This is a genomic window from Pseudoalteromonas sp. XMcav11-Q, from assembly GCF_040104525.1.
In the GTDB taxonomy this organism is placed as follows: Bacteria; Pseudomonadota; Gammaproteobacteria; order Enterobacterales; family Alteromonadaceae; genus Pseudoalteromonas.
In genome coordinates, this window is the sequence record NZ_JBECOX010000003.1 from 269419 (window position 1) to 291016 (window position 21598).

General features: G+C 42.9%; 18 protein-coding genes. 4 read left to right on the forward strand and 14 right to left on the reverse strand.

From position 1 onward, the window contains the following. Positions 1-7: 7 nt before the first annotated feature. From ABMY45_RS06775 to ABMY45_RS06790, 4 genes are all read right to left on the reverse strand, one after another. On the reverse strand, positions 8-799 hold the full coding sequence (locus ABMY45_RS06775) for an outer membrane lipoprotein-sorting protein (RefSeq protein WP_010605843.1): 792 nt from the start codon (positions 797-799) through the stop codon (positions 8-10). Next, positions 780-3146: an MMPL family transporter gene (locus tag ABMY45_RS06780; RefSeq protein WP_349288626.1), complete on the reverse strand. Its 2367-nt coding sequence runs from the start codon at positions 3144-3146 to the stop codon at positions 780-782. The genes ABMY45_RS06775 and ABMY45_RS06780 overlap by 20 nt, the downstream gene beginning before the upstream one ends. Positions 3147-3302: 156 nt before the next feature. Next, a complete protein-coding gene (locus tag ABMY45_RS06785) occupies positions 3303-3887 on the reverse strand; it encodes a TetR/AcrR family transcriptional regulator (protein ID WP_158299096.1) in 585 nt (194 codons plus the stop codon). Between the two features lie 355 nt (positions 3888-4242). Further along, positions 4243-4752 carry a DUF3016 domain-containing protein gene (locus ABMY45_RS06790; RefSeq protein ID WP_010605846.1) on the reverse strand — a complete coding sequence of 170 codons (510 nt, stop codon included), beginning with the start codon at positions 4750-4752 and terminating at the stop codon, positions 4243-4245. Between the two features lie 751 nt (positions 4753-5503). On the opposite strand from ABMY45_RS06790, the gene ABMY45_RS06795 reads away from it, so the two are divergent. Further along, complete coding sequence (locus ABMY45_RS06795; RefSeq protein WP_237116441.1) at positions 5504-7021, forward strand: S41 family peptidase; 1518 nt, start codon at positions 5504-5506, stop codon at positions 7019-7021. A gap of 350 nt (positions 7022-7371) precedes the next feature. Here the strand turns inward: ABMY45_RS06795 and ABMY45_RS06800 are convergent, their stop codons facing one another. Together ABMY45_RS06800 and ABMY45_RS06805 are read right to left on the reverse strand one after the other, a co-directional pair. Then, the gene (locus tag ABMY45_RS06800; protein ID WP_010605848.1) at positions 7372-7566 is read right to left on the reverse strand and encodes a hypothetical protein; all 195 of its coding nucleotides are present in this window, start codon (positions 7564-7566) and stop codon (positions 7372-7374) included. Between the two features lie 520 nt (positions 7567-8086). Beyond that, on the reverse strand, positions 8087-10510 hold the full coding sequence (locus ABMY45_RS06805) for a zinc-dependent metalloprotease (protein WP_349288627.1): 2424 nt from the start codon (positions 10508-10510) through the stop codon (positions 8087-8089). A gap of 154 nt (positions 10511-10664) precedes the next feature. Here ABMY45_RS06805 and ABMY45_RS06810 point away from each other — a divergent pair, with 154 nt between their 5' ends. Continuing rightward, positions 10665-11633 carry a class 1 fructose-bisphosphatase gene (locus ABMY45_RS06810; protein WP_349288628.1) on the forward strand — a complete coding sequence of 323 codons (969 nt, stop codon included), beginning with the start codon at positions 10665-10667 and terminating at the stop codon, positions 11631-11633. 79 nt (positions 11634-11712) lie between these two features. Here the strand turns inward: ABMY45_RS06810 and ABMY45_RS06815 are convergent, their stop codons facing one another. From ABMY45_RS06815 to ABMY45_RS06850, 8 genes are all read right to left on the reverse strand, one after another. Then, on the reverse strand, positions 11713-12540 hold the full coding sequence (locus ABMY45_RS06815) for a sulfurtransferase (protein ID WP_174170465.1): 828 nt from the start codon (positions 12538-12540) through the stop codon (positions 11713-11715). A 4-nt stretch (positions 12541-12544) separates the two neighbouring features. Further along, positions 12545-12946: an adenylyltransferase/cytidyltransferase family protein gene (locus tag ABMY45_RS06820; protein ID WP_174170466.1), complete on the reverse strand. Its 402-nt coding sequence runs from the start codon at positions 12944-12946 to the stop codon at positions 12545-12547. 232 nt (positions 12947-13178) lie between these two features. Beyond that, the gene (locus tag ABMY45_RS06825) at positions 13179-13829 is read right to left on the reverse strand and encodes a hypothetical protein (protein WP_174170467.1); all 651 of its coding nucleotides are present in this window, start codon (positions 13827-13829) and stop codon (positions 13179-13181) included. 110 nt (positions 13830-13939) lie between these two features. Then, the gene (locus ABMY45_RS06830) at positions 13940-14359 is read right to left on the reverse strand and encodes a group 1 truncated hemoglobin (RefSeq protein ID WP_010605853.1); all 420 of its coding nucleotides are present in this window, start codon (positions 14357-14359) and stop codon (positions 13940-13942) included. Then, positions 14360-15187, reverse strand: a complete 828-nt coding sequence (locus ABMY45_RS06835) for a DUF3034 family protein (protein WP_102056042.1) — start codon at positions 15185-15187, stop codon at positions 14360-14362. Beyond that, complete coding sequence (locus ABMY45_RS06840) at positions 15174-17510, reverse strand: EAL domain-containing protein (RefSeq protein WP_010605855.1); 2337 nt, start codon at positions 17508-17510, stop codon at positions 15174-15176. Before ABMY45_RS06840 ends, ABMY45_RS06835 begins: the two co-directional genes overlap by 14 nt. Beyond that, positions 17507-18139 (reverse strand): methylamine utilization protein, encoded by a 633-nt coding sequence (locus ABMY45_RS06845; protein ID WP_174170468.1) that lies wholly within the window; start codon positions 18137-18139, stop codon positions 17507-17509. Before ABMY45_RS06845 ends, ABMY45_RS06840 begins: the two co-directional genes overlap by 4 nt. 116 nt (positions 18140-18255) lie before the next feature. Continuing rightward, positions 18256-19356, reverse strand: a complete 1101-nt coding sequence (locus ABMY45_RS06850; protein WP_017218410.1) for a phosphoribosylaminoimidazolesuccinocarboxamide synthase — start codon at positions 19354-19356, stop codon at positions 18256-18258. Positions 19357-19544: 188 nt separating this feature from the next. Here ABMY45_RS06850 and ABMY45_RS06855 point away from each other — a divergent pair, with 188 nt between their 5' ends. Together ABMY45_RS06855 and ABMY45_RS06860 are read left to right on the forward strand one after the other, a co-directional pair. Further along, a complete protein-coding gene (locus tag ABMY45_RS06855; RefSeq protein ID WP_174170469.1) occupies positions 19545-20237 on the forward strand; it encodes an ABC transporter ATP-binding protein in 693 nt (230 codons plus the stop codon). Beyond that, positions 20231-21592 (forward strand): ABC transporter permease, encoded by a 1362-nt coding sequence (locus ABMY45_RS06860; RefSeq protein WP_349288629.1) that lies wholly within the window; start codon positions 20231-20233, stop codon positions 21590-21592. The genes ABMY45_RS06855 and ABMY45_RS06860 overlap by 7 nt, the downstream gene beginning before the upstream one ends. The last annotated feature ends 6 nt before the right edge of the window (positions 21593-21598 follow it).

Sequence of the window (21598 nt, forward strand, 5' to 3'; positions counted from 1 at the left end):
CCACCCCCTATTTCAACGACGATTTAATAAAGTCGCGAGCACTCAAGGAAATATCAAATTGGTAGTCTGAAAACTCTAATATCGTCTTTTTGCCCGACTGGTGATTTTCCATTGTCATGGTAAGCGGACGCCAGTACGCCTGTTGATATAACTTGTAGTTATCTAGGCTCAATGTTTTTAAATGACTGCCTTTTCTATCGTAGAAGTCTATTTTTCTAACTTGATAATCCTTGGTATCTATTAATGCACGTTGTTTGGTATATCCCGAGTTTTCATATTTTGGAAACCGATCTATCACCGCACATGTCAGCTCACCACACGCCTCTTCCGCTACATATTCATAGCTATACTTATTGAGTTCTTGAGCCGTAAAATCTTCAAACGCAAACTCGCTGCCAACAAATGGTCCCGATTTGTTTGCAGAAGAGATCCGTTTAACACGCTTAAGCGCTGGGAGATATAACCACTGATCATCAGCATCTATAATTTGCGCATGTGAAAGCAGCTTGGTTTCTTTTACATCTGCAGGAGAGTTAAAAATGATAAGGCTTTTGTCACCTTTGTCTTCGTCTGCCACTTCCATGGTTTTCATGGTCAATAAACGTTCGGTTTCTTGGCCTTTCTTGTCTATCAAACGCATTTTTAAATCAACCGCACTGACTTCAAAACCTCGATCTGAACGATCTGCTTTAGCTGCGATGTTGTAGCCTAGATTGTCTTGCGTTGCGTTGCTGGCAAAAGGTATAACCAGCAATCCGATTGCTAAATGCGATAAAAACTTAGACGTTGTAGATTTCATTTTTCGTTCCTTCTTGAATAGGCGCTTTGCTCGCTTGCTTTGATCTTTTAGCCAGTAACATAAGCAGCGCGGGTAAGAATAAAAAGTCCACGATGAGTGCCATGACAATGGCAAGTGCAGTTAGCAGCCCCATCTGCGCATTGATCATAAAGGTTGAATAGGCCAACACTGCGAAGCCGCCAGCCAGAATAAATGTGGTCAGTAAAATAGCTTCACCGACGGTTTCAAAGGCATACTTCACCGCACCTGCTGGGTCCAATCCCTGCTCTCGCCTCGCCCGTAAATACTTGGATAGGAAATGCACGGTATTATCAACAATGATCCCCAAAGAAGTTGAAGTTACCGTAGCCGCCGCCACACCAACTTGACCGACCAATATAGCCCAAATACCAAAAGTGAATAGCATCGGAATTGTGTTGGGTAGAATACTTGCGATCCCATATTTAATACTTCTCAGCGTCATCACCATAATCAAGGTGATCACGATAACGGCAATTAAATTACCGCTGAGCATGCTTTCTGCGTTACGCTGGAAAATATGTGAGAACATTACGGTCGCACCGGTTGCTTTAGCATGCATAGCATCTGGTGTATGGTCGACTAACCAAGCCTCAGTACGAGCGATAAAAGATTGGATCTGGCCAGTTGAGAGGTTATCTAGAGTCAAGCTTACTCGAGTTGCCGATTTATCCATACTGATCCTATCCGTCAGGTCTAACCCAAATGGCAAGGACATTTCATAAAGCAGAAGATACTGCGCTGCTAACTCTCTATCTGCTGGTAAACGATACATACCGGTATCATCTTGATGCATATTTTTGTTGAGACGCTTAACAATATCCGTGTAACTATAGACATGAACCACCTCTGGCTGCATTCTCAGCCACTGTGTAAATTGATTCAGATTGGTAAGATATTCAGGTTCACTGATCCCGCCTACTTTGCCACTTTCAACATCAAACTCAACCACATAAATACCAGTAAGGTTTTCCATGGTAAAATCGGTATCACGGCGAAACTCCACTCGATGATCGAAGTACTTCACAAACTCATCATTGAGATCAATATTGGGGACCACGTAGGCACTAGCCGCAATCGCAACAACAGTAAATAGCAAAATAGCTCGATACTTCTGCGCTACAGCACCACCAAAACGACCTAGGTAATGAGATAACATGCTTGTACGAGTTGCATAGCTCTTTTTGTCTGGCAAAATGGCGATCAGGCTGGGTAGTAAAATTAGAGATAATACCCAAGCAGCAGCAATACCAAATGCTGTAATGTTGCCCAAATCTGCAAATGGAGGGGCATCCGACATGTTAAGAGTTAAAAAGCCTACAATTGTAGTCAAACTAGTTATAGATACGGGAACGAAGTTAATTCGTAAACTTTCCACTATCGCGTGATTTTTTTCGTGTCCTGCTTTTCTTGCAGCATAGTAAGACAACAAAACGTGTATGCTGTCAGCTATCGCTAGCGTTAGAATAATAGTTGGTGCGGTTATCGAAATAGGAGTTAATTGAATACCAACGTAGCCACTGACCCCCATAGCCACAACACTTGAGAAAATCACCACAGATACAGCTGCAATAGTTCCTGGAAAACTGCGTAATCCACAGTACATTACAATGATCAAAACCAAATACATGATAGGCGTAAGGGTTTCGGCATCTTGCTGCCCTGACTCACTAAACGCATTGTTTAGCATCGAAATTCCAGAAAGCGCAAACACTAAATCAGGATTCTCTTGCTGTGCTTTTGCAACTATTTCGCGAACATATTTTACCGCTGTCGGTACTTCAGTCAGTGATTCACCTGGGTACTGAACGGTAATATTGATACCTGTCGTCTTACCATTATTTGCAATCAAGCGCTGTTTTAATAAGGGCTCTTGTTGTGCAATTTCCGCTTTTTGTAAAATGTCTTCTTCACTTAATGACTGGACGTTTTTCATCAAGTCCGCAACTATCAGCTCATCTCCCTCCGCGTAACTATGCTGAAAGTTAGTCACAGAGTCGACTCGACTAGCATAGGGTGTTTGCCACGCAGCCTCTGTCAGCTGTTCAACCACCATTGCGTGCTGTTTGGATAAACCGTTACCCGCCTTTTGATGTACAACAATAAGAATATTATCGTTCTTGGTGTACTTATCCTGAAAAGCTTCAAAAGCCAGTAGTTCGGGGTTTGAAGCACTAAAAAATGCCCGATAATCATTAGAAAATGTTAACCCTTTTGCCCCAATACCAATTGCAATACAAGACATGATACTGAAGAGTAAACACAAGTATTTATATCTAGTGACAAACTCACCGAGTCGCTTAGCAACTCCTTCTAGCGATGATCCCATTGTCTCTCCTTAAATAACAGAACAATCATTCTGATATAAAATAAAAAAATAGCTAAAAGCTTTTCTTCACGATCACTTCTAGCAATTAAGCAAACGCTTTGGGTAATCTTTACTGATCACTCAATTCAAATCTTTATCACGACGTATTATCTTTCGTTACTTCTGCGCCATCATGTCAAAAATAGTAGTTAAGTAATGTCTCAGAGTTTCACGATGGAAATCTCCTTTTGCCATCACGGCTACACCTTGAAGCACGCCAAGTAAACAAAAGCTCAAGCTGTTTGCATCAATCTCTTTGCGAATCTCACCTTGCGCTTGCGCTTTTTCAATGAAATCTCGAAACTGCGCACTCAGCGCACTGTAGACCTGTTGCACCGCTGAATTCATATCAGAGTCGGATTCACCCACTTCTGTGGCCGTATTACAAATCAAGCAGCCATTAGCACCATGCTCTGCAATGTTTTGACTATACAAGTTAAAAAATGCAGTTAAGTCTGCCAAGCTGCCATCGCTTGCACTTAAACGCTTAAGCCCAGGCCCAATTTTACGCAGAGAATACTCCTGCAAACAGCGTTGAAACAATTCCTTTTTATTACCAAATTCTTGGTAAAACCCGTACCGACTGACACCAGTACAAGTGACTAACTGTTCCATGGAAGTATTCCTATATCCTTGCTTCCAAAACAGGATTGTCGCTTGTTCCAATGCTTTATCGACATTAAACTCTCGCGTTCTTCCCATAGGCTCCTCAAAAAACAGAATATACATTCTGAAATAAAAAAGTCAACAAAATCACAACAAAATAATAAAACCGTAACAATTGGATTGTTATGACTTTAGTTCAGCTTAGGTGCTTATAAAAGCATCCAACCTAAGTACGAAATAAGTAGTGAGTTACGATTAGAACTATTCACAACTCCAAGAAACAGTAACATGTATTTGAGGTAGGCAAAATATTTTGAGGTATAAAACTAAAAATTACTACAATAGAGTACGAGTAGTAGCGACTCATCTAACTTACTAATATTCAGCTAAAAGAAGATGAGAACACCCAGTCTCGGCGCTCTCATCAAGATCACCATAGCTGTTGATCAACTCAACTAGCTTTCTTCATTAAGTCATCTTCAAACCAGTCAGTTAAAAGACGCTTTTCGTAATAAAAGGATTCGTCCATTCCCCTTTTTATTCTATCCATGAATGACATATCTTTTAACGTCACACCATTTTCCTCTGCGATGGTTTTACCAGACTTATCAGTTAACTTATAACTAATTTCAAAACGGGGGAAATGGATTGGTTTAATCACCCGAATATCAGTAGTACCATAATGAACATCACCTGCAAGATCTATATCATCAAAAGTAATCGCAAGCTTGTAACCCTCGGGTAAGTTGGTCGCTAATTCTTCTAGGTGTTTCTGTAGTTGCTTCTCAACCCGTTGATGAAACGAACCTCGCGTTTCATTACCTGGCCTAACATCGCGATACTCTTTAAAGTCCTTCCAAGTCACAGCGACTTCACCTGCATTGACAAACAAGGGAGTCATAAATAAAGCAAGTATTGCAATTTGTGTTTTCATCTTTGGATCTCCTTCAAACTCTACCATCACCTTACTCCTTCATTATGTGAAGTAAAGCAAGATCACACCCTTTTACGCAGTGTGACATTTGGCTACATTTACATCAATATAATAGTAAGACCGAAGTTATTGGTAAATGTTCTCAAACAGGTATAAACACCATGAAATGAACGATAACTTTCATTTTTCATTTGCGCTACACCCTCTACGTGCTCAGTGAATAGATCGGTAATATTTATTCTTTCGTCAGCGGTTAATCGCATAAAGTGTAGTCAATGGTTGCTAATGCCCCCTTAATATCTATCACTTCAGTCCTAAAAGTGTCGCGTAAATTTCCTATGTAACCACATTATCGATCTTAGATCAGACCTTATGACAGCCGCAACGTTCAGAATTTAGGTACACCACAAGCTACGTCTTGAGGTATGTTTGCATGGTAAAGTTGGAGACATAGCCGCAGAACACGATGGTGAATGCGGCATGTTGCCGAGTGATTTTTTTGCAGTAGTAAGGGAGTTACTAAGCTGAGCAACCAGCCTTCAGTTTTGATGATTTTTTAGGTCGAGATTTATCCTGTCATATCTCACTTGTCATTGTGAAAGAAATCACTACTTCTCGAATGTTTGTGCTGCATTAAAACCTAATCACATAAAAACAGGTTACATTTTACCGATTTGTTTGGTTTACTGGTCTATTAAATAACCTGAGATTCGGATAATTAATACCTTATTCAAACCTCAGGTTCACGAGTCAGATTATAATAATTAAAAGAATTTATATGAAAAAAACGATTAACATCTCCCTTGGTACTTTAGCTAGTTGCCTTTCTGTGCTTGCAACGAATTCTCATGCGCTCGGAAATGACAACGATTCAATAGACAACCTGCCAAGCACAGCTTTGCAATGGCAAGCCGTAGCAAAACAAGATATCCATTACGCCTATCAGCAATCTGCTACTAATCACCCCGGTATATTGGATAGCCACAATCCTGGCTTTGCGCAGTTACTTGAAAACGCAAAACAACAAGCGTTAGTGCTTGCTGAAAAGATCAAAGATGCCCCTGGCTATGAGGCCACAATTGCCCGTTTTAATACTGTTTTACAAGATGGTCATGCTGGCGCTGTGGCGGTTTTACCAAAGGCGGTGAAGCAACCTAGACGCTGGCCGGGGTTCTCGGTGGTTTGGCGTGGTGATGGTTTAAAAGTGTATTACAGCGAGCATGATAAAGTGACTAAGGGCGACAAGGTCATACGCTGTAATGATACGCCTATTAAGCCTTTGATGCGTAACACGTTGTTTAAGTTTCATGGTCAAGTTGAGCAGCCTGGTCATTGGTGGAATCAAGGGTGGCGATTATTAATCGACGACGGTAATCCATTTTTACCACCATTAAAAACATGCGACTTTATGCAATCGAATGGCGTGGCTTACAGTCTACAGTTACAGTGGGTAGAACGACCAGATAGCGTTAGTCAACACCTAGTAAATGCTTACAATGGCGATAAGTTGGAGGTCGGCTTACATTGGCCTGTTGAAGATATAGCCTGGATAGCAATGCCCACCTTTGCACCTAACGAAACAGAAAAATCAAATTACCAACAACTATTTGCTGACTTAGCTAGGCAACGCGAACAACTTCTCACAGCTACAGCTGTGGTATTAGACCTTCGTCATAATCAAGGTGGTTCAACGTATTGGAGTTTGAAAATCGCCGAGCAATTATGGGGGCAGCAAATCGTTAATTATCGAAAAGATAAACATGACGAAAAATCACAGGTGTGGTGGCGAGCATCAAAAGATAATACTCAGTATGTAGAGTCGTTAATAACTGTATTACGCGACCAGCCTGAGATGCATGAAATGGTGAAAGCAGTGTCTGTAGGTATGCGTGCATCTTTAGAGGCTGGAAAGCCATTTTATGTAGAGCATAAGCCACAAGCAAACAATGCTTTAAAGCAGCTAGCTGAAAGTGACTTTAAAAATAAAGCGATAGTGATCGTGCCGGGGCAATGTGGCAGCGCCTGTCTGGGTGCTGTCGATACTTTTAAGTTGTTTTCAAATACAGTGTTATTTGGCGCTCCAAGTAGCTCAGATTCAACCTATATGGATGTAAGGTTGGCTGATACCCCATCAGGCTTGAGCAAGGTCATTATTCCTAATAAAGTCTATGTAAATAGAGCCCGTGGCAATGGTGATTTTTATCAACCTGACATCCCATTTAATGAGGTAGAGTGGACAACAGAAGCCATATTAGAGGGAATCAAAAAAGTGGCCGATAAAGGTGTTAGGCGCTAGGAGTTAGGTGCTGGGAATCTGGATGTCTGCTACCAATTTGCAGTTTATGATTTAAATTGAGAAAAATAATGCAAAAAAATAAAACCTTATTTGTCATTACACATCTGCTGAAGGGCTAATGGGGATTCTTAGAAATAGGCGGCTATGGGCTACACATCCACAGTATTTGGATGATATAGGGACGTTTAATTAGGTTTTTTGGGGGGTAAAGCAATGCTCCAAAGTGCTACAAAAAGACATAAAAAAACCTAACATCTGAATTGACCCCCAATGTTGGGCTCCAACTATTGGGGGTCGGTTCAAACTAGGTGACTTTTTAATTTATCTATATTTTAGATAAGAATATGAGATTACATCTCTGGTCTATCAGTGTTACAGATTTCAATCGATAATGTATAAGTCGTAGGTCTGTCACAGTCAATTGAATTCAAGTTGCAGTTGTGTGTGACGAAACCACCACCAATTGCCGGAGTTGCCTTAACTGGCAGTGTTTTATTATCACGAGATAGGTTTTTGATGCTTTTTTTAGTTAGATGTAGTTTCATTTTCAATATTCCTGTTGAATTAGTAATTAATTATTCTGATATTTTTATTAGATTGAATACTAAAGATAATGTCACCATTGCTACAAAATACAATGTGCAGTGGATTATTCATAAGACATGACTCAATAGTCATTAATTAAAGTTATCAAAATAGGAACTAGGTATCAACGGATTTTTGTACGTTTTTAATACCAACTTGCTTAATTAAGCTCTCTATTTTGAAGCGAGAAAGTCTTGTCAATAGCACAGCTACCGCATCCTGCTAGCACCAAGGTAACGACATCCATACAGATAAGAAAAACTTTCTACTCAATTGTTTTAAATAATAAAATCTTAAAACCAGCTGCGTCAAACTTGCTCCTTCAAATTAAGAAAGAAACTAGTATAAGTTCAAATGTAGCTGAAGATTTTTATTATTTTTTAACATGGCAAACGAACGCTTATGCGTTAATTTGCCATTATTATAGAGTGGTAAAGGTAAGCTTAAAGTAGCCAACCCCTTCTTTAAATCCAAGATCGTTTAGATCGGTGAGCCTGGTGGCATTTCAAGCGCTTTAAAGCTTTCAGGCCACTCTCCTGAATCTAGGTAGCGATTAATTTGCTGTGCGAGCATATGTTTAAACGCTTGCTCAAAAGCAACATCGCTAAATACCGACGACTGATTAAAGTCTTTCGCAACTTTTGCTAAATAGAACTTTAACTGCGCTTGCACTTCAGGTGCGACTTTATCGTTGTTACTCAGTTTTACAAGCTGAGTTGCACTTAGGTATTGCACTCGTTGCTGTAGCTTTTGAGCCATACCTTTGCTGCCTGACTGGGCAAATACCTGCTGATATAAAGCATCTAAAAGTGCCTGTGTACCAAAATATTGGGGATCACGTGCGTGCTGCTGTGCAAGACGATTTAATCGCTGTGGGTTAAGCAGCAAGTTAAGGCTATGCTGTACGGCGACTTCTGGTAATGCCATCGCATCTAGGGTTAGCCCAGTTCTCCCTTTAATACTTTCGCGAGTTTTGTACTCACCGTAAGCCTTAGGAGGTATTAACGCCAAAATAGAGTCAGGAATAGTCAACGCCGCAGGCGACAGCGTACTCAAAAGCGCATTGGCCGCATTTTGCTGCGCCTCTTTAGCCACAACTTTCGCCCCTTTTATTACCTCGTCACCGCGAACTTCATAGTCGTAATCCACGCCGCCAATCAATTTTACTGCAGCTTCAACTTGATAACGATGGAAAAGATACAGTGGTACCAGTTTCTCCTCTAGCTGCGACAGAGCAACTCCTTTTTGAATGCTGTGAATACCAAAGCTATTCAACGCCTGCTTGCGAACATCCAACACACGCAGTAATTCGGCAGCAGGATCTGCCCCATTATCCCAAAGGTGTGCCGTTGGGTGCGCTCCGCCTTGTGCTCTGGCGTCTGAATCAGAGATAAACTCAAGCCCTTGCGCCTTATTTTCAGCAAGAATAGCTGCAAGCTCAGTGGCTTCATCAGCGCCAGCGAAATCACTATAACCATATTTAATCACTTGTGTATCCCACACGCCCATGCCTTTTGCGTAGCCCTTGGTAATATCAAGTTGGCCATTTTCAAATCCCACCAGCGGATGAGGATAGTCCATGACTGACGCGCGATCCTTTACCGACGCTGAGAAGTTGTGTGCAATGCCCAACGTGTGGCCAATTTCATGTGCACTCAACTGACGAATACGGTCTAGCGCCATAGCATGAAGTCGCTCAGTCATCTCATTACCCTCAACAAACGGCGCAGAAAGTGCCTCGGCGATAAGAATATCTTGACGGACACGCAACGAACCTAACGTCACGTGACCTTTTAAAATTTCACCGGTACGAGGGTCAATCACCGACGCGCCGTATGACCACCCACGAGTAGCACGATGAACCCACTGGATCACGTTATAGCGAATATCCATAGGATCGGCATTATCAGGAAGTACTTTGACTTGAAACGCATTTTTGTAGCCAGCAGCTTCAAATGCTTGATCCCACCATTTAGCACCATCAAGTAATGCTGTTTTGACCGGCTCAGGTACGCCAGGATCAAGATAGTAAACAATTGGCTCTACGGCCTCCGAGACTTGTGCAGTTGGGTCTTTTTTCTGTAAACGGTGGCGTGGGATATAACGCACAAACATTGACTGTCCAAGCGGCGCTGAGTAGTCCTTATGCTCGATACTCCAATAACCCGATTGCGGATGAAATGCACGTGGCTGGTAGTTATCGTCAGGCAGCTCAATTAAAGAGTGGTGCTGATGTACTGTAAGCGCATAAGGATCTGCACTCACCTGACGTACATATTCACCTGGCTTTGTCCCTTTGAAAGTCAATACGGCTTCAAGTTCTGTGTTTTTAACAAATGCCTTTGAACGCGACATAAACACAGCACTGCGGCTTGAGTCTAAGCTAAAACTACCTTGATTACGATTTGCCAACGTGCGAGAAACACCATGCACATCGCTGAGTAGATAAGGCGTGTAGTCAACCAAAACACTGTCTTTATCTTCTGCGACCACGTTGAACCCGTGTAGAATGCTTGAAGCAAACGCCTCTTTAACGCTTTGCTTTTCGGCCATATTATTCGCACTTGCGCGATAATACGTGTTGATAGCACGCAGCATGACCTTATCACCAAAACGTTCAAACTGAACTAAGTGCGTACCACCTAACTGCCCGCGGTCTAAGCCGATATCATTCGAACCTACACCATAAGGTAAACTATGCTGTAACAAGAAAGGGGCGTCTAGTTTGTCGATGTCTAAGTACAGTTTGCCGCTCGAATCATCGCTATAGAAGGCGTAAAAACCGGGATGATGATTAAAACTGGCAGTAAATTCATCAATAGACTTAATTGCTGCGTGTGCTTGGGTTATCATACACAGTAGCAAAGCGGATACAGTTTGAGTGAAGCACGTTATTTTTCTCATGGCTGCTCTTTGTTATTTATGGTTTTGAGGCTTAACCCCAGTTGTATATGAAATCGTATACAATTTACAGTCTTTCAAGACGAATTACAGCGCTGTTTATGGCACCTCTCACACTATTTATTGCCATAAACACAAGGTGATCAGGATTTAAAAAATGCGTAGACTCCCTCCGGTGTTAATTGAAGATGGTTGTTCTCGTGAGTTGGTTTCTCTAATCAGAACCATTCTCGCGGCATGTAAAGAAATATCGTTCCGTGTTGGCCAAGGTGCACTTTCAGGTGTATTAGGTTCAACCTTAGATGAGAACATTCAAGGTGAAACGCAAAAGAAGCTCGATGTACTTTCAAACCAGCTATTGAAAGATATTTTGCTTGAATCTGGCTATGTCAAAGCCATCGCTTCTGAAGAAGAAGATTACACCGTCGCCGGCAATCCAAAAGCGAACTATATTGTCGCTTTCGATCCGTTGGATGGTTCATCCAATACTGACATTAACTCACTAGTTGGTACTATTTTCTCTATTATGGAAGCCCCTGAAGGTTCAGATCCTAGCGATCCTGCGATCTTTATGCAGCCAGGTCATAAACAAGTTGCAGCGGGCTATGTGTTATATGGCCCATCAACCATGTTAGCGCTATCAACAGGCAAGGGAACTCGCTTGTTTACCCTAGACAAAACACACGGTAGCTTCCTACTCACGCAAGACTTTGCAGCCATTCCAGAAGACACCAAAGAGTTTGCCATCAACGCTTCAAACCAACGCCACTGGACCCCAGCAATGCAAAATTACATTGCCGATTTACTTGAAGGTGAAAGCGGACCGCGTGGTAAAAACTTCAATATGCGCTGGATTGCGGCAATGGTTGGCGATGTTCACCGCGTATTATGCCGTGGCGGACTATTCACTTATCCAGAAGATCGCAAAGATCCAAACAAGCCATTTAAACTTCGCCTACTTTACGAAGCCAATCCAATGGCGATGCTTATCGAGCAAGCTGGCGGTATTGCCCACACTGGGCGTGAACGCATTTTGGATATTCAACCTGAAGAAATACATCAACGCGTTGGTGTTATCTTAGGTTCAAAGCACGAAGTTGAAGCGTGCCTTGCTTATCATAAGTGATCTATTTTGAAGCGAGAAAATAGCTCGCTTCGCAAATGAAAAAGGTGCCATTGGCACCTTTTTCACATTAAATAGTGGATTAATTTGTCTCAACGGGCACATCGGGATCAGCGCCCCATTCACTCCACGAGCCGTCATATACCGTCAAATGTTCATAACCTAGCTCGTCAGCCACCAGCGCTAAAATACAAGCTGTAACACCTGAGCCACAAGAGAATATCAGAGGCTTAGTTTTGTCCTTTGATAAGTCGCTATACAGCACTTCAAGCTCGGTGAGTGGTTTAAAGCAGCCATCAGCATTTAGCAAACTCGTATATGGTAGGTTTTTACTTTTAGGTACATGACCGCTGCGCATATCTACACGAGGTTCTTGCTCTTCACCAGTAAAGCGCTTTGCACCTCTAGCATCAAATAGATCACTCAGTTCAGCATCAATATTACTAAGCACAGCCGCTTTATCGACAAATGCTGTTTCGTCATATGCAGCGACAAAGTTTCCTGCTTGTTGGACTTGCGCGTATGCTTGACTCAAAGGGTATTGTTTTTCACACCAAGCAGGTAATCCGCCATCCAGTACATACACTTGTTTATGACCCATCATTTTGAGCATATACCAAGCTCTGGCAGCGCTAAACATGCCCTTATCATCGTAAGCGACTAACACATCATGTTGGTTGATACCAAGCTGTCGCATTTCTGCTTGAAATTGAGCTGGACTGCAGCACATATTGGGTGATGTAGCATAGGGATTAGCTAGCGCACCACTAATATCAAAACGCAGCGCGCCTTGAATGATTGCAGGAGCGTTATAAGGGCCTGACTGACCCGGTTTCACAATACCAGCATCCAATACTTTCACTTTGCCAAGGTTTGCAAAGAGCCATTCCCTATCGACCACATGCTTCATGCTATTACTTTCCTTCGGGTCTGCGTACGACCTCTATTATTTCCGTTGTTGAAATTGATGGAGTGCGCTCTAAATAAACCACATCACAGATATCTTTATATATATCGAACTTACCTTTCCAATCATCACCCATCACCAGAACATCCGCATCAAAGTCTTTGATATATTGCGCTTTTAGCTCCAGAGATTCTTCCACAAACACCTCATCCACAAATCGCAATGAGCTAATGATTTTTAGGCGTTCTGCTATTGAGTATATTGGATTTCTACCTTTTTTCGAAAAGTTAAGTTCATCCGACGAGATCCCCACAATGAGATAATCACCCAGTGCTTTCGCTCGCTCTAAAATATTGACATGACCAACGTGAAATACATCAAAGGTTCCAAATGTGATAACTTTTTTCAACTTGGCTCTCTTCATTCGTTAATAAGTTTATGTGTAAACACTATATGAAGTATCAACAGCACCTTCTAATCTTATGAACTATAAGTACCGAAGGTAGAATGTGATTGTAGCATTCATTGATTTTCTTACAACGATATGACGCTTTTGGGCGTTTACTTGATTGGCTTTTAAAGAAGTGTGAAAACGTTATAACCAAGTCACTTCTGCGAAACAACTTGGTTATACGGTGTTGTTAGTACTGTCTGACTTCTAGGTTTACTTCAAAACCATCAAAGTCATAAGCGTCATTATCTGTCGCTAAATCAGTCCAGCCACCACCATTGGAAGCCCATGGAGTGAACGTCGAGTTCCCAACTTCTCGCCCCCCCCTATCAGATACTCGCAAGCCGATACGAAAATCGCTTAAAGAGCGGCTACTGTTCCAAGCTCTGGTTTCAATGCGAATGCGAAAAGCATCAGGGTCGAATCGGTTTGTATCAAATGCCATACCAGACCAACCACCACCTTCACTCGCCCAAGGAGTGTATTGCCAGTATCCAAAATCACCTCGGCCGCCTCGGTCTGCAGCTTGGATAGCTAATCGGAAATCACGGTTTGTCGGGATCTGGTTAAGTACAGATAAGTGTAAACGTAATGCATCGGGGTCATATGCATCTCGATCAACAGCCCAATCAGACTGAACATTAGAACCTGCAGAAAGATACTTAGTATACTCTACAGCACCAGGGTCTCTGCCACGATCATCTAGAGCTTGTAGTCCTATACGGAAATCGTAATTCGAACCTGTACCAGCTAAATTAACAGTTGAATCAATTTGCTCTGCCGCAAAAGTAGATATGCTAACGCCCAGTGAGCACATAAGCATGATAGATTTAAACTTCATGTAAAACTCCTTTTATATATAAATGTGTAGTACCAATTTGATACCTAGGAATTTTACGACTCAAAACATGATAATTTAATGTAAATAAAGTTAAAAATTGTAGCTATTGATTATAATTTGATTATCTCACTTCGCATCGGTGCTAGACGGGCCAGAACTTGATTTTGTAGAGAGTGAGCAATCCCAACCTCATTCATTGCGTTGATCAAGAGATCAACCACTCGATTAAAGTCAGACTCACTAATAGCCATGCCGGTGTGGATCTGCACCATGCTATCACCTTCATAATCACAAGGGCCATCTAAGGTATCGCACAGATGAGTGATAAACCCTTCACGAAAGTGCCTAACATTGGACTCTCTAAAATACGGTAAAATAACGTCATCATTGCCAATCTGTTTAATAAACGCGTCTACTAGCTTTTCTGCGCCGGCGTTACCCCCTATTTGCTCATACAGGGTGGTTTGTGGAGTTGAAGCACTACACGCCACGAGGAAAAGCAAGATTGCCGTTAGTGATAGCCATTTCATTTAAAAGTACCCCGTAACAGATAGATACCAACCCGTTTGAGAAGGTTGCCCTGCGATTTTTCCAAGGTCTAGCCATGCCGCCGTAACACTTACTGACTTATTCGGGATCCAAGCGACAAATACATCTTTCCAATCTGATTCACCAAGTCCAAGGTTATTGGATTTTTGGCGGTATTCTGCACCGACAGCCCAATGCCTAGATAAAAATACTGCGCTGCTGGCTTCTAGTTGCCAAGGCGCACTGTCGTTAGCCCCACCATAACCTAGTATGCCAAGTTGATTAGCTCTAGAGTGCCTCATCGTAATATTCCAGAACCAGTTATAACCGCCTACAGCACCCAAATGCAGTTTGCTTGCAGCTAAGTAATAATCCGTTCCTGAGTCTTCTTCAGCGCCAAGTAAATTGGCAACCGTTGCATCATCCAAGGACTTATGCTGAATACCAAAGCTCAATTGTGGATATTTACTGTAGACGATATCGCCATATAGCCGCACCTTAGCACCGACAATATCTTGCTCAATATCAAGATTAAGCGCATCCACATCGAAGTTTTGTCGAGCGAAACTTAACTCTACGCGATTGAATAAGTTGGCTTGAACGCCACACACATCGAGCTGGTAGTCTTTTAGGCTAGCTCGGCTACAAAACCCGCTCGCCGACCATTCATCTTCCGAAGCATATCCGGCAAGCTGCGCCCATGGCACAATACCGCCACCGGCACTTCCCTCAACCTGTGACACCCCGGGAGTCGCTAGTAACTTTCCTGTTGCGGCGTAAGTTGGTCCGCATACTATTAAGCATGCGGCAAAAACATTAGCCCACTTCATTATATCTCCCCAGCCACAGGTCAAAGTCTGCGGCTTTGAGTGGCTTACTTAGATAGTAACCTTGTGCATAATCACACTGCATTGACTCAAGTAGCTCAAGCGATGCTTTGTCTTCAACCCCTTCCGCGACCACGCTAAAACCAAGTTGGTGACCAAGCGTGATGGTGGAGCGCACAATAAACTGGTCTTTTTCCGATTGTGCGAGCTTTAAAATAAATACCTTGTCGAGCTTCAGCTCATCAATAGGTAACATTTTTAATCGACCAAGGGAGGTTTGACCCACACCATAATCATCAAGAGAGACCTGCACGCCAAGCTGTTTGAGCGCTTGGAGAACCGCAATGCCTTTTTCCTCATTCTCAATCATGTCTCGCTCAGTAAGCTCTATGGTGATCAACTCAGGTTTGACGTTATATGTGTCTAGTAGCGTCTTAAGATGAGACAAGAAGTTTTTATCTGCAATGTCTTGTGCCGATACATTAATAGCCGCCTTGATGCGTTCACCTTGGCGTACCCAATTAGCAACTTGTGACACCACGGTTTTTACTACCCACTGAGTTAACTCAACAATCAAACCTGATTGCTCGGCAAGATCGATAAATAGTTCGGGCGACACCCATTCGCCATTTTTACGTTGCCAACGAATAAGAGACTCAACCTTATCAATACGATTGGTTTTCATATTTAGCTTTGGTTGGTAGGTCATAAAAAGCTGACCATCGTCGTTGGCAATAGCGTGTTTTAGTTCATCAATAATTTGCAGGCGCTCTAGGTGGGCTTCATCTTCACCAGATTGGTAGTAGTAAACATCATGACCATCGTGCGCTGCAGTATCAACTGCTATCAAAGCCCGGCGAACAACATCCTCGGGAGTATGCGCTTGTTTGGGGTAATGCACTACGCCGATACTAAAGTGAAGCGAAATATCTAACCCCTGCACAGTGTAGGGCTTGCTCAGACCTTGATTTAGCATCTCAGCGCATTCAACAATACCGAGCACAGCACTTTGCGGATCGGCACACGCACTCGCTTGATGTGCAACTAAGAACTCATCGCCGCCAAGCCTCACATTCAATCCGCCTTCTGCTGTATTGATCTCCGCTATCCGTTTCGCCACGGCCTTAATACAATCATCCCCTACCCGAGGGCCGAGCTTGTCATTAATATGGCGTAATCCCTTTATGTCTATGGCAATAAAGTAATACTCTGCACCACTGCTGAGCATACTATGTAGTTTATCCAAAGCCGCATTACGATTAAAAAACCCAGTTAAATGGTCATGACTGGCTTGAAAACGGATCTGCTCTTCACGCTGTTGAATGTCTTCGCCCATATCATTAAAAGCGTCAACAAGCTGGCAAATTTCTTGGGTCGGTCGAGCCTCTTCCAGTTTGGCTGAGTAATCCCCTTTAGCAAAGCGTTTTGCCAACTCAGTAAGCTTACTAAGCGGTGTCGTAAGATTCTTGGCAACAATACCACTGGTGATAAAACCAATAAGGATAGTACCGAGGGAGAGTAAAATAATGGTCAACACCATTTTATCGAATTCTTGATACTGAGTAGTTAAATCCGCACTGAGTACCAAACTCACCGGGTTACTTTCAAGAGAAGGTAAGCTCACCTCAGCACTTTCATATACCGGATACTGGCTAAGCCACCGTGTCGTTTTTTGCGCCGCTAAGAAAGTAAATAAATCACCACCGAGTGCAAGAGCAGTCAGCGAGCTTGCTTTTAGGTTATCAGCGGCACCAACAAAGCTTGTTTCCATTCCTGTCAGCTCTTTGAGTTCTAGCGCCACAGCAGATCCAACCTCAAAGCCAATAATTGAGTATGCAATCGTCCTAGGTGCTCGCACAGGCAAAATAATCACTTGATACAACTGCTCACTAAGCACCACAAAAGCTGAGTGGTCGGTGTGGCTTTGCAACGCTTGCATCCAAGTTCTGGTGTCGCTCGGGAAGTCGAGTCCTTCTCTGTTAGCGGAGATCAGGTCGCCTTTCACATCCAGCAGCAGCATTAAGTCGGCATCAATACGGCGAGAGTGATTAAGCAACACACTACTGATGGTTTGTGCGTCTCTTGTCGCGACCGCCTGTTTAAAGCCAAAGTCAGCGGTCAGTACAGTCGCCGCGGTAACCAATAGCTGCTCTCGCGCTTTTAAATATTGTTGATAAACATTTTGTGCCACTTGAATTTTTCTTTGCACTTGCGCTTCATTGAATTTACTTGTGGACCACCAAAAACTTGCCAAGCTCATCCCCGCCGTGACAAGGATCAGCAAAATACAGAGACTAATTATTTTATTTTTAAAGCTGTTATTCATTCATGTTGTCCAAAGCGCTCGCCAAAGGTATTACGCGGCGCTGGATAAGTTGTTTTTATTGTTACGGACATCGGCTCCATAGTGTTCACTATTTGCACGGTTTGCCGACTATCTATGTCATTATCTTGATAAGGATGCCATACCGTTACTTGTTTCGTAGAATTCGGCAAAGTTACCAGTCCATTCGCATCAGATACCAATACTTGCTTGTCATCTGCAATGTAAATATAGCCCACCATAGAGTCGTGAATGTTACAACCTAACACCACTACACCAGCGTTTTCAAACTTAAGCGGTTGATTTGGCGTGCCAGCGTATAGCTTTAGCTCAAAAGGTTTTACCGCAGAAAACGAATAAACGTGATGACGGATATCATCGCTATTGGGAAAATTAACCAATTGTCCTTTTTGAATCGTGAGGATGAAAGGAACAAACTGTTTATTGATTTGATCCATAACCGCCACTGCTTTTGCTGCTGACTCAACAGGCTCGTCCGTCAATTCAACAACGGCGTGCTGCAAGGGCTTGCCGCTGCCATCTAGCACTGTTAATTGCCCAGCATTTGCGCAGCTTGAATCTAAAAGGAATAAAAAACAAAAACTTAGTAGGAGTAGAACAGACGTTCGCATATCTGACTCTATTTTTTGCAACAATTAGGTTAAGTAAAAGAGACCTTGCAATGAAAAGCAAGTGAATTGAGGAAATTGCCCTAATAAACTTGTCTATCAGGGCAATTGAAAAATAATTAATCTATTAAACCGTACTGCTTATCAAGAATATCAATAACTTCTTGGCGAGGATCCGCAGGGATCGTTAGTTCACGACCAACGATTTTACTTGCGATCCCAACGTAAGTTTCGCTTACCGACATCATCACAGCTTCTGGCAAAAGATAATCGCGAGCAAGCGCTTCTCGCTCAGGCATGCGATCTTTATTCAGCAGCACATCGCTATCTGGTACATTGTTTATCAATAGCTGGCGGAAACCTTCTTTTGAGTTTTCAACGATCTTACCATCGCGATAAGCAGGGCCATCCCAAATACGTGACGAGTCAGGCGTACCGACTTCATCAATGTAAATTAGGCGCTCTTGGCCGTCTTTATCTTCAACGTAACCAAACTCAAATTTAGTATCAACAAAGATCTGATCAAGCTTCTCAAGCTCTTTACTAATTAGGGCAAAACCCTCGGTTAGCAACTGCTCGTACTTATCCACATCTGCCGCAGATTTAAAGTTGAACGCTGCAAGGTTATCTTCGATGTTTTTACGAGAGATGTTTACGTCATCCACTTCTGGTACGTCTGCTAAACCTTTGATGATCCCTTTGGTTGATGGCGTGATTAAGACATTATCTAGTTTTTGATTGGCCTCTAAACCTTCTGGTAATTGCAAGCCACAAAACTCCCTTACGCCCTTTGCGTAATCGCGCCACATGCTGCCGGTAATATATTGACGCGCAATCGCTTCAACTCTTACCGTACTGGCTTTACGCACAATCCAAACATAAGGATGTGGAATATCAACAATGTGATTACCTGCAAGACCAGCTTTATCAAAAAGTGAAAACCAATGTGAAGCAACGCTGTTAAGCGCAATGCCCTTACCCGGTACACCGTTAAGACCATTTTCACCTTGCCAAATACAATCAAACGCTGAAATACGGTCTGAAATGACCATAATTGCCAGCTCTGTACCAACCGGGACTTGATAGCCTTTTTCTTCAATTAAACGTGCACTGTCGGCGTCGGTTAACCAATAAACTGAACGTACTTTACCACTGTGAACCGCACCTTTAGTGCGAATTGGAAGATCGTCATTAACGTCTAAAACTTTGTAGCTACTCATTGTTACTCCAATGACAGGATGCGCCTTGCTAAAGGGCACAAAATAATGAGGGGGTTAGGGTCGCTATAATAGTCGAGCTGAACAAAAATCACAATTTAACTTACACGCTTGTTGTTGAGCTTAACTTAGTTTTGCTTTAGTCATTATTGTTATACCATCACAACATTATTTGCCAGCGTTGAGGCGTTATGCTTACGATATCTCAATTACAGTTTACATGGCCTAAGTCGAGCACCCCGGTGCTAACCATACCTAAGCTACACATCGCCCGGGGTGAACACGTGTTTTTACATGGTCCAAGCGGCAGCGGTAAATCGACTTTGCTTGGATTGATTGCCGGCACCTTGGATTGCCAGCAGGGAGAAATTGAAATTGCAGGTACAAACGCGAGCGCACTGAGCCGTGGCCAACGAGATAAGTTTAGAGCCGACCATATAGGTACTATTTTTCAGAACTTTAATTTATTGCCCTATTTGTCGCCAGTTGAAAACGTTACCCTTGGCTGCGAATTTTCCAAAAAGCGCAGGCAAAACATTTCCTCACAGAATAAATCGCTTGAGCAGGAGGCCAAACTTCTGCTCTCTGATCTTGGTATAGACGAGCACACTCAGCAGCGCAGTGTCGCGGAGTTAAGTATTGGCCAACAGCAGCGCGTAGCCGCCGCTCGCGCATTTATTGGCAGGCCCGAAATCATTATTGCCGATGAGCCAACCTCAGCCCTCGATGCCGACAGCCGTGATGGATTTATTAAATTACTCTTTAGCCAAGCCGCGGTTTACAGTGCATCTATTCTCTTTGTCAGTCACGATAAAAGTTTAGCCTCGTTATTTGATAGGCAAATAAGCTTGCCTGATTTACAACAAGGAGCACCGCTATGCTAATCAAACTTGCGTGGAAAAGTACGCTAAACCGAAAAGCTAGCGTCGCCCTAACTCTAGTGACCATTGCAATTAGTGTCATGTTACTGCTGTCAGTTGAGCGTGTACGTCAAGACGCAAAATCCAGCTTCGCGAACACTATTTCTGGCACAGACCTGATTGTCGGCGCACGTACTGGTGATATTCAGCTATTGCTTTCAAGCGTATTTAGAATTGGTCATGCCAATAATGCCGTACAATGGCAAAGTTACGAGTATATCAAGGCACAACGCGGTGTTGCGTGGAGCATTCCCATTAGTTTAGGCGATAGCCACAAAGGCTTTGCTGTGCTGGGCACAGATGCAAGTTACTTCAGCCATTATCAATACGCTAAAAAACAGCATCTCACCTTTGCCGCTGGTCGACCATTTCACAATGGCCAAGAAGTGGTGCTTGGGGCTATGGTCGCAAAAAAGCTGGGTTATCAACTGGGACAAAAAATCGTCATTTCTCATGGCATGGGCAATACCAGTTTCCATCATCATGATGACAATCCGCTGGTTATTTCTGGCATTTTGGCAGCCACGGGAACGCCCGTAGATAAAACATTACATGTGCCGTTAAGTGCCATCGAGAGCATGCATAGCAAGCCATCTCGAATGGTTGCACGAAAGCAGGATGCAACGCACCACGAGCATGAGCATGAACATGAACATGAACATGAGCATGAGCATGAGCATGAGCATGAGCATGAGCATGACAGTAAAAACAATAGCGCTTTACTACACAACCTCGACTCTAAGCCCGGTGATTTAATTGGCTCGACAAAGCAAATCACTGCATTTTTACTTGGTTTTGAGTCACCACTTTATACCCTACAAGTGCGCAGAAATATTAATCAATATAAAGGTGAGCCTTTACTGGCAATTATGCCGGGGGTGACATTGAGAGAATTGTGGGAAATGCTAGATATTGTCGAAAAAATCCTGCTGCTTATCACCCTCGCGGTGGTGTTGATAAGCTTGCTTGGCATGCTAACCTCATTGCTCGCCACGCTGAATCAAAGGCGCCGAGAACTTGCTATTCTACGCTCCGTTGGTGCGCGACCTTGGCATATTTTTACACTTCTCATTAGCGAAGCAATTTTTATTACCGTGTTAGGATGTGCTTTCGGTGTAGCGCTTTTTTATACCTTGCTCATTGCTGCCCAATCCAGCCTACAAAGTCAATTTGGCGTAGTCCTAAGTATCTCAGCGCTCTCAACCTATGAACTCACGCTACTAAGCGTTATTATAGGTGCAGGTACTTTGATCGGCGCCATTCCTGCCGCCCGTGCTTATTTTTACTCGCTTGCCGATGGCATGCAAATTAAAACCTAAGAGGAT